This is a genomic window from Paenibacillus sp. MER TA 81-3 (genome assembly GCF_023713585.1).
Classification (GTDB): Bacteria; Bacillota; Bacilli; order Paenibacillales; family Paenibacillaceae; genus Paenibacillus_B; species Paenibacillus_B profundus.
The window spans coordinates 475,026-484,156 of the sequence record NZ_JAMAWB010000001.1 but is presented as its reverse complement, the minus strand read 5'-3'; the positions used below and the strand labels follow the sequence as shown (position 1 = coordinate 484,156).

The following is a 9,131-nucleotide window of genomic DNA, read 5'->3' as shown; positions in this document are numbered from 1 at the left end:
TAAGTGAGCTCTTGGATAGACTCTGTACAACCTAGTGGGGTGCTGGGGATGTCAATAGCAGTTCGGCATGGTGAGGGACGTATAACCCATTGATTATTTCATGATTCGGTTCGTGACCTTCAATAGATGTTGTACGGAATCACCCGTGAGGTTCTATCTTATCCGAAACGGTACGTTTGGCTTGAGCGACGACGTCAATTCGCTCCTGTAAAAAGGTATCAAACGCAAATCCTCCCGTACCTCTGGCAACGGAAGCATCTTGGTTGCGGATATATCTGCTGACTAGCCCCTGATGAACATTACGAAATTTGATGATCTCGTTGTAAATATCGACAAGAAGGTTGAGTTCGGAAGAACGATCTCTCCCAAATTGCAAATCCGCCGAATAGATTTGCTTTAAGGAAGGGGCAGCCAACGCATTTTTAATGCGGAATTGCTCACATGGCTCCAAATATGGCAAAAGATTATGAGTCGTTTCAATATAGGCATCATCTGCGGTGCCCGTAATGAGATCGGTTAGGATCACGCCCGCAATGTGCACGCCGCTAGGCGCATTGTAGCTTATCCCATTCACTTCAATGGGGAAAAAATAATCTCTGAAAAAGGTAATAAAAAAGACGGGATCCACCCCTTTGTGTACCTCGGCATTTTCCTTGCGCACCTGCCTCATCGCCGCTCTTACGGCACTAAGAATGTCCAGGCGTTCCGGCATATTCGGCTCAAGCTGAAGCTTCAGCAATTCCTCAACCGCTGGCTTAAGCGCTAGCTCCGATTGCTGGTGCCGGGTGATAAAAGCGATTTCACTGGCATCCCCAGTAAACGTTCGCAAAGAATCGGCAGGGTTGTATGCAATATACGAAGCATAGGTATCCCGTGGAATTAAACCGGTAGCCAAGGAAAAAAGATCTAAAATGGAGTACACCCTGCGTAGTTCAGAAGCAAGAATCCCTCGTTTCAAGCACGAAACTAGGAAGATCCCCAACTCTCCCATTGCCAATACCTTTTCATTGTAAGGACGGTGATATACGAAATCGATAAGCTGCTGCTGATCATCTGGTAGAAGAGAAAGGCCGCGCCTCAGGAGGTCAGCCGGGGACCCCGTCTTATTCAGGGGGGGAAGTTCATTTACCACAAAACGGCTAAAGTTACCCAATGGATAGTGCAGGTCTTCACATATACAATTCACCATAGTCATAAAAACTCTCTCCTTATATCCGAAGTTATTAACGAGAAAGATTTCAACCTATTACTCTTGCGGGAAGATACACTACATATGAAGTAGATTTGCAAACAGCTTCACCGGGAGGAAATATACAATCCAAACTATCACAATAAGGTTATTGTGTCAATTTTATCCTTTTGGACATTTTGTGACATGTATTTCTACGGATGAACCACATCAACATCAAATCAACACGAACTTACGTACTGTTGTGCTGTGCATAAAGCTCTCGTTTCTATGTGTCTATTCTATTGACAACCTACTAGGAGGGCTGCTTGTTAAAAACTTCAAAATACTGTCTTGAGATTTTTATGTTTTACACTTTAGACATTCGCTTTATTCACACTCTCAGAAATATATGGTAAATTGGGGTTGTTGACGTTTTATAAGAAGGATAGGCCGTACCGGGAGCTTAGTTATCGGAGCAGACATTGCCAGTAAATACACGTGGCTCAAACTATGGATTTCAAGGAAACAAAAATGACGGGAAAATACCCCCTTCCTCACGCCATTATGTAGGTGGAATAATAAAAATTTTACCCAAGAAGGTGGGATGAAAGTAAGTATTCAAGAAATCCCATGATCTATCTGCCTTGGCGAATGCCCAGAGGCTATTTTATAGTGGGAGGTAAGGGATTAACGTGATTCAGTTTATCATTGATTATCGCTGGAATTTGTTGATTATCGCTGAAATTGTTTTTTGGGTTTCCTTATTTATTGCAACCACATTGCGGTATTGGTTCGATAAGCCCAAGGCAGCGCTTCTTGTGTTTATTCTGACTCTTGTCAATGAGCTGTGGATTCTATATCTAGGAGTATTGGATTTAAGGCAAACTGGCAAGCTATCGATCTTTCAAATCGTCATCGTCATTATCATTCTGTATACGCTCGTCCTTGGAAAGTATGATTTGAAAAAGGTAGACCGATTCATTTATAGAACGATTGCAAAAGTAAAAGGAAAACCGATCATGGATTCACAGGAAAATAAACGGTATGGAATGGCGAAAGCCAAGGAAGAATTAAAAGTTTTCAGTCTTCACGTAATCCTGTTTTTAGGGGTACATGTATTCTACCTCATGTTGTATGCGGTCAATCAGGAGTCTCATCCGATTTCGTCAGCAGAGTTGATCCCGTGGCTGCAAGAACAATTTCAGAACAATTATGCTTTAGTTCAAGTCAATAAAATTTGGTTGGCTTTCTTGCTTCTGGATGGGATCATTAGTTTCTCTTATTTGCTTTTTCCCAAGAATGAGAGCAACAAGCCCGTTAATCGGTAATTCCATCGGAATGTGATTCTCTTTACAATAATCGGTGATCAGCCCGAGGAGCCTAGCAAAATGTTTGGGTTTGGCAGCTCCTCATGTGGAATAGAGATACACTTTATCGTCAAGATAGAAAGTCTGCTGCTCTATGGTTATTCTAACTCCTAAAAAAACGGTTGTTCCCTGACAGAATATAGGGAACAACCATTATTTAAACAAAAATCCTTTAAATAAACTTTTTATAAGATCGTCTTTTCTGTGTGTTAAACAATCAAGTACTTCAAGTATCTTGAGCACAGCCGCAACCTTAGACTGATCGTCAACAGAGCATCAATAGAATCCGCTTTCCTCACGATGTCAAGTATGCTGTATAACCCGAATCAGATCATATTTTTTCAACAGACGATCGAGCTCCACCTTCTTCTCCTGCGACAGCGAGCGTGCCGGTGGCAACACATCGGTCGGAATATCCACGCCAGTGGCTCGGACCGCTTCCTTCAACACATTGAAAAACGGCGTATCCACCGCATACACCTCGGTCACGACGCGGAACAGCTTCCGCTGGAGATCCTGAACCATCGCAAAATCGCTGCGCCGATAAGCGTCATACAGCCCGCACGTCAGATGCGGCGCGAAGTTAGCGCTTGCCGGAACAACTCCGTCGCCGCCCGCAATCAGCGTTTCCAGCAAATGATGATCATAACCAGCGAACACCTGGAAATCCGGGCGCACGCTCTTTACCTTCGCGATGGCTTCCAGAACCGGCTCCATACGGTCGACCGTCTCCTTAATGCCGACGATGTTCGGGTACGTCAAGGCCAAATCCTTGACCAGATCCACCTTCACATCCTGCCCCGTCAACGCCGGGAAATTATATATGTAGATCGGCACACTGACGGCCTCCGCTATATCCGCATAATGGCGGAACAATAGCTCGTCGCTCAGCTTCGCAAAATACGGGTTGATGACAACCACCCCGTCCGCCCCGATGGCTTCCGCATGCTTGCCGTAATCCACCGCTTCCGCCGTGCTCGTCGAACCGATGCCGATCAGCACCGGCAGGCGCCCATTCACATGCGACACGGCGAACTCCGCAACCTCTTGTCTGAGCGCCTTCGAGAGATGGAAGCATTCCCCCGCCGAACCGAGGAAAAACAACCCGTGCACGCCGGAGGCGATCAAATGATCGATCATGCGGCCCATGCCCGGCCGATCCAAAGATCCGGATGAATTAACTACCGTAATGACTGGAGGGACGATGCCATGTAACCTGTTGTGTTGCATATCTACTCGCTCCTTTGCCAATGCTTCAAATTTTATATTGTGAAAAAACTTACAATCCAAGAAACATAAAATGAGATATCGATAACTCACTCTGCAACTTAAAGATATCACGGCTCCCCGGCATTTACAATCTTCCTTTATGGAGATATTGTAACAAATTGCACAAACTACTGCCTACCTGAACATTTGGGAGAGTGGCCATAAGGCACGAATCGGCGGATACGTTTCGCCACAAGCATATTCCCTATTCTCTGCCCCCTTGTCACAAACTCCCTCACTCCTCGTTATATGTGCAAACCACAACAAGGAGAATGCCTGCTTCCAGAAGACGTGCAGGTCGTCCAAGGTACGTAACGGCGATTAGGCCAGAAGCGGCGGCTTCCATCCGTGAGAGTATGGTGAAATAACGAATAAGAGGGCAACAAAAAAACGCATGTCGCAGCAACATACGTTTTTTTCAGACAGCGACTGACATATATGTGATTTACAAATCGGGCTCTTGCTTTGAAAGCTCTTGAAGCATCCCGCTTATCTGTTCTACCAATGGCGCCGGTGCTTTCTTAGTTGAACCCGTATCAAATGGAGGCTTAGGATCGTATTCCAAAATCAACTGGACTCCTTTGCTCATATCTTCCCCCAATTCCCATGCTACTAATTGGAGTGCCATGTCGATACCGGAGGAGACACCGGCTGCTGTTATGATTTTGCCATGGCGAACCACTCTTTCATCTGTTGGAATGGCTCCAAGAGAATGGAGCAGGTCGAAGGAGCTCCAATGAGTGGTAGCCTTCGCTCCATTCAACAAGCCTGCGGCGCTCAAGATCAGAGAGCCGGTACAAACCGAAGTAGTCCATTTCGTGGTCTCATGTAATTGGCGAATCCAATTCAGAGTTTCTTCGTCATTCATCGGAGTTTTATAATTAGGCGGACTACAGCCAGGAACGACGAGAATATCAGCTGAAGTAACTTCAGAAAAGCTGTAATCAGCATGCAAACAACCCATTTTTGAATCCAGTTTAATTAACCCTTTTTTCTTGGCGACAAATTTCACGTTACTTTTCATTGTAGCAGCAAATACTTCATATGGACCAATTGTATCTAATGCTGTGATTCCATCATAAAGCATGACTGCGATATCCATGATCATCTCTCCCTTAAGCATGATGTTTAATTCGTCTTCAAACAAACTATACCACCCCCCCTATAGTATACAGGTGTCAATATTGTGAAATTCACTACGCGGTGTTAGGGTCATTCCTCCCTTATTAACAAAAAAAGCCGCAAATGAACAAAGCGTTCATCTGCAGCCGCAAATCATAATATCTCCAAATAAAAACACCGGATTGCTCCGAGCCTGTTTAATAAACTATTATTTCCCGTTAGCGCACTTCAGATTTGATATTCATCGGCGTGTCCCGATGAATCAAACAAGCCGCAAGCAAGCCAATGCCTAGCACGAGTGCAAGCAAAAGAAAGGTAATCGCAAAACTGCCTGTCTTCATGAATTGAATAGATAAAATTGGGCCTAAGCTCGTTCCTGCAAATAGGACAAAAGTATACACCGACACCGCTATACCCCGCGATTTCCCGCCCAATTGGCCAACGAGCGCAACCAATGAAGGAACGGCAATTGCAATCCCCGTTACAAAGACTAGGCTCATTACCACCAGTAGCGGCAGGTTGGATATGAAGCCCAATGAAGAGAGTCCAAGTATAGCTAGGGTCAAGCCGCCCCGCAACACGGATCGTACACCATACCGCTTGGCGAGCCGCCCTGCAAACGGTGAAATCATCATGCCAAGTACTCCAAAGGAACGAACGTATAGAATTTCCTGCTTGCCCAGCCCGAACGCTGGACCGCTCAGATAAGTGCCTAGCACAGTATACATACTCACAAAAGACATTAGCAGCACAAGCGCCACCAGATAACTCAGTACTAGATTTTTCTGGCTAAATACCTTTCCGATGTGCTTGATGGGTTCCCACACGTTGGCATGCGCCTGATGGATTTCTCCCTTTGGCAACAGCCACAGTACTAGAAGCGAAGTAATTGCATACACTGCTGCAAGCAGATAGAAGATAGCGTTCCATCCATATTGCTGACTGATGAGACCGCTGATGACCTGGCCAACAATTCCCGCAACCAGGAATCCAGTGCTGATAAATCCGATGGTGGTTACCCGCTTCTCTGCTGGAAACATCTCTACCGCATAGGCCAAAGCAACAGGAGAAAATGTCGCCGCGGCCGCCCCCTGCAGTCCTCTCAGAACAATAAGCCATGTTAAGCTGTGAACCATTCCGAGCAGCAATGAGATAATGGTTAATGCGATAAGTCCTATAAATATTACCCTTTTTCGCCCATATTTATCAGATAGCGCGCCATAAATCAGGCATCCCACGGCAAAACCAAGTGAAAAAATACTGCCTGTCGCCGCCGCATGTGTAGTGGTAATGCCAAATGTGGTGGCAAACACGGAAATCAGGGGAATGGTTACGTACAAGCTGCACATGACCACCATTCCTGCCCAGCACAGCACCGCTGTCATCAGTAAGTAGTTTCGGCGCACAGCGGATTGATTGCTTAACTGAGTCATTATAAACACCTCTTCTTTTCAAATATTCAAATAATCGTTGTTCTGACTTGCGGGAAATTGCATCTCATCAATGATTGCTTTCGTCATTTGAGGAATGGAAAATTCAAGAAATGAAATGGACAGGATGGATACTGCCGTTAATATAATAAGTTTCCACTCCGCCCGTACTTCCGAAAATGTATAACGAAACATCCCCCATGCCACAAAATGCTCCTCAACCTTATCCTTCGTTTTTTTTCTGTAAATTGCTTGGATTTCCCCTTTCTCCAACGCATCGTTTCCATTCACCACTCATTTCAAGCTCGACATATAGTTAGATAATCTAATTATAATGCTAAAAAAATTTATCTTCCCACGCCCAATCTTCTCTCTAAGCTTCCATTCAGCTTCATTAAAATTTTCTTCAGCACTACTTGCTCCTCCACCTCCAAATCACTGATGAATGAGTCGCAAGTTGACCAAAAAATTGGCAGTATCTGATCAACCAGATTACGGCCTTCTGGCGTAATGTGGACATGAACCATACGACGATTGTTCTCATTCGTCTTACGTTCAATCCAGTTTCTTTTCTCTAGCCAATCGAGCAGAGCTGTTGCTGAAGCGCGCCGGATTCCAAGCCGACCTGCGATAGATGAAGGGGTAATCCCCTCTTTATCTTGATGCAGAATCAGCAACAGCAACAGGTCCAGCTTGCTTTCTGTAATTCCGAATGAAGACAGGTTTAAATCCATCATATCCTGGATGTTATCGCCAATCCATAGCAGCAGTAAACCCATATGAGCTGATGCTTGATTGGTATCCTTAGAAGCGGTTTTCCCCATAAGCTCCAAGTAAGGAGCAACGCCCAATCTGGGCAGCTGCTGTTCACCCACATGCTCCTTCTCAATCTTTTTTCTCATTCCATCACCCTGATTACAATTAGATTATCTAACTATAAGCTAATATAATCGATTTTTCTTTTTTATTGCAACCCTTGTGTTTATTGAACTATTTTTTCCGTTATTCCCCTCTATCTCTATTTTCACCCTATGAAAAGCGGCCAATAATATCGTACAAGACCCCATTCACCTATCTTGTAGAAGAATATAATGAACCAACTCCTGAATGGTACATCCCATCATTTTTTACTCAAGCGCAGAACCATCTCTTTACGAAAGGATGATAGAATGAAAAATGATGAAATGCACGTGAGTAAGACAAGCAAGGGGAATGGAACTATTAAGCCGAGGCAAGCTTGCTTGATTGGGCCGTTTAATAGTTGCGAACGCCGCCGTAAGGCATTGCGAATTCGTACAACAGCAGCCCAACTGCAAGATAGACTCCCTTCCCCTGATCACCCATGCAATGCAATGGTGACGAAAGCAGGTATCCGAATAAAATCGGCAGCGATTTTCGCGGACCGAAAGTAAATGGAGCCGTCACCACTGGCACCCTGTTCAGAGGGGATACCCCTGGTGACATAGCGGGACCGTATATCTCTCAGTTCCTATGGAAGGACATTCCCTTCGGAGCCACAACTGTTGTTCAGAGATATCGTACGACTATTGCCGGCGATGACCATATGACGTCGTATGAAGAGTGGCTGCGAATTCAAAACGGATCCTCTCCGAATGCGCCAAATGTACACGATCCTATTTCCCGTTATATCCGCAACGGCCGCGATTTAGGGGAATATGTTCATGTGGATTTTTCCTACCAATCGGTTCTTAGCGCTTGTCTAATTCTGCTCAGTTACGGAAAGAACGCATTAGATCCAGCCAATCCCTATTTTAACTCTGCACCCAGAGCGGTTTCTCCACATTCGGCGCACCGTATGTTCTAGATTGGGTAGCTCGAACGGCGAGAGCGGCGCGGGTTTCCGAGACCTTCAACAAGTTTGGAACTTACCTGCTGCCTGCAGCTTATGCGGAAGGCTCTCCAATCCATCCAGCTTCCCCCTCTGGTCACGCCTGTTTAGCTGGGGCTGGGGTTACTGTGCTGAAGGCGTTTTTTAACGAATCGTTCTCTATCCCCCATCCCGTCGCAGCCAGTTCGGATGGACTCTCATTGATCCCCTATTTAGGTTCTCTGTTAACAATAGGCGAGGAATTAAACAAATTTGCCGCAAATATTGCTCTTGGCCGCGATGCGGCTGGTATCCACTAGCGATCGGACGGCATCGAGGGACTAAAGTTAGGCGAAGCAGTGGCTATAGGAATGCTTCAGGATTACAAAAAAACCTATCATGAGGACTTTTGTGGCTTTTCCCTCACCAGATTTGATGGGACTACGATTACAATCGGTTAGCCGGCAGAAGCCAGACCTAATCTCGGAGAGTGTTCGATCAAAATAATGTATTAGACTGAAAAATATTTTATCTGATGTACAATAATTGTATGAACCTTCCTTAATCATGGGATTTTATATGAGGTAGTACTTTTAATAAGATATTATCGAGTATTGGTACAGTGGAGGTCATTATTTGGAGGGCCTCCACTGATAGACCCTTGACATACCATAATTATTAATTTATATTTATAGTTCTTTTTTTACTTAAAGCCATCTAAATCAACTGTTATATCAGATGAATCACTGTTAGCAGTAAGCGTTAATGAAGTGAGAGCTTCTATATAAGACACAGCAATATCTCCTGACTTTGTTTCTACAAGTAATGACTTTCCTTCTTTTGTATCTTTGATTTATACTTCACCATCTGTTGAAGTAATTTTCCAAAACTGAATCCTGCAATAAAACCTCCCTTCTGGTCTTGCTGATTAACGGCAATTTCTT

At 44.7% G+C, this 9,131-nt stretch carries 7 protein-coding genes and 2 pseudogenes; 2 read left to right on the top strand and 7 right to left on the bottom strand.

From position 1 onward, the window contains the following. Positions 1 to 139: 139 nt before the first annotated feature. Positions 140 to 1,195, bottom strand: a complete 1,056-nt coding sequence (locus M3650_RS02200) for a monodechloroaminopyrrolnitrin synthase PrnB family protein (RefSeq protein WP_251571969.1) — start codon at positions 1,193 to 1,195, stop codon at positions 140 to 142. Positions 1,196 to 1,863: 668 nt separating this feature from the next. Here M3650_RS02200 and M3650_RS02195 point away from each other — a divergent pair. After that, positions 1,864 to 2,499 (top strand): hypothetical protein, encoded by a 636-nt coding sequence (locus tag M3650_RS02195; protein WP_251571967.1) that lies wholly within the window; start codon positions 1,864 to 1,866, stop codon positions 2,497 to 2,499. 342 nt (positions 2,500 to 2,841) lie between these two features. Here the strand turns inward: M3650_RS02195 and M3650_RS02190 are convergent, their stop codons facing one another. The 5 genes from M3650_RS02190 to M3650_RS02170 form a co-directional block, all read right to left on the bottom strand. Beyond that, positions 2,842 to 3,768 carry a dihydrodipicolinate synthase family protein gene (locus M3650_RS02190; RefSeq protein WP_251571964.1) on the bottom strand — a complete coding sequence of 309 codons (927 nt, stop codon included), beginning with the start codon at positions 3,766 to 3,768 and terminating at the stop codon, positions 2,842 to 2,844. Between the two features lie 484 nt (positions 3,769 to 4,252). Beyond that, the gene (locus M3650_RS02185) at positions 4,253 to 4,909 is read right to left on the bottom strand and encodes a DJ-1/PfpI family protein (RefSeq protein WP_026010889.1); all 657 of its coding nucleotides are present in this window, start codon (positions 4,907 to 4,909) and stop codon (positions 4,253 to 4,255) included. Positions 4,910 to 5,147: 238 nt separating this feature from the next. Then, complete coding sequence (locus M3650_RS02180) at positions 5,148 to 6,362, bottom strand: MFS transporter (RefSeq protein WP_251571962.1); 1,215 nt, start codon at positions 6,360 to 6,362, stop codon at positions 5,148 to 5,150. Between the two features lie 18 nt (positions 6,363 to 6,380). Continuing rightward, entirely contained in the window at positions 6,381 to 6,632 is a 252-nt protein-coding gene (locus tag M3650_RS02175) for a hypothetical protein (RefSeq protein WP_251571959.1), read from the bottom strand. A gap of 74 nt (positions 6,633 to 6,706) precedes the next feature. Continuing rightward, positions 6,707 to 7,261: a MarR family winged helix-turn-helix transcriptional regulator gene (locus M3650_RS02170; protein ID WP_251571957.1), complete on the bottom strand. Its 555-nt coding sequence runs from the start codon at positions 7,259 to 7,261 to the stop codon at positions 6,707 to 6,709. A 485-nt stretch (positions 7,262 to 7,746) separates the two neighbouring features. Between M3650_RS02170 and M3650_RS33075 the strand changes: the two are divergent. Further along, positions 7,747 to 8,648: pseudogene (locus M3650_RS33075) on the top strand (vanadium-dependent haloperoxidase); the annotation flags it as partial. A gap of 245 nt (positions 8,649 to 8,893) precedes the next feature. Here M3650_RS33075 and M3650_RS02160 read toward each other — a convergent pair. Further along, positions 8,894 to 9,067, bottom strand: a pseudogene (locus M3650_RS02160) (DUF4097 family beta strand repeat-containing protein); the annotation flags it as partial. Positions 9,068 to 9,131 lie beyond the last annotated feature (64 nt).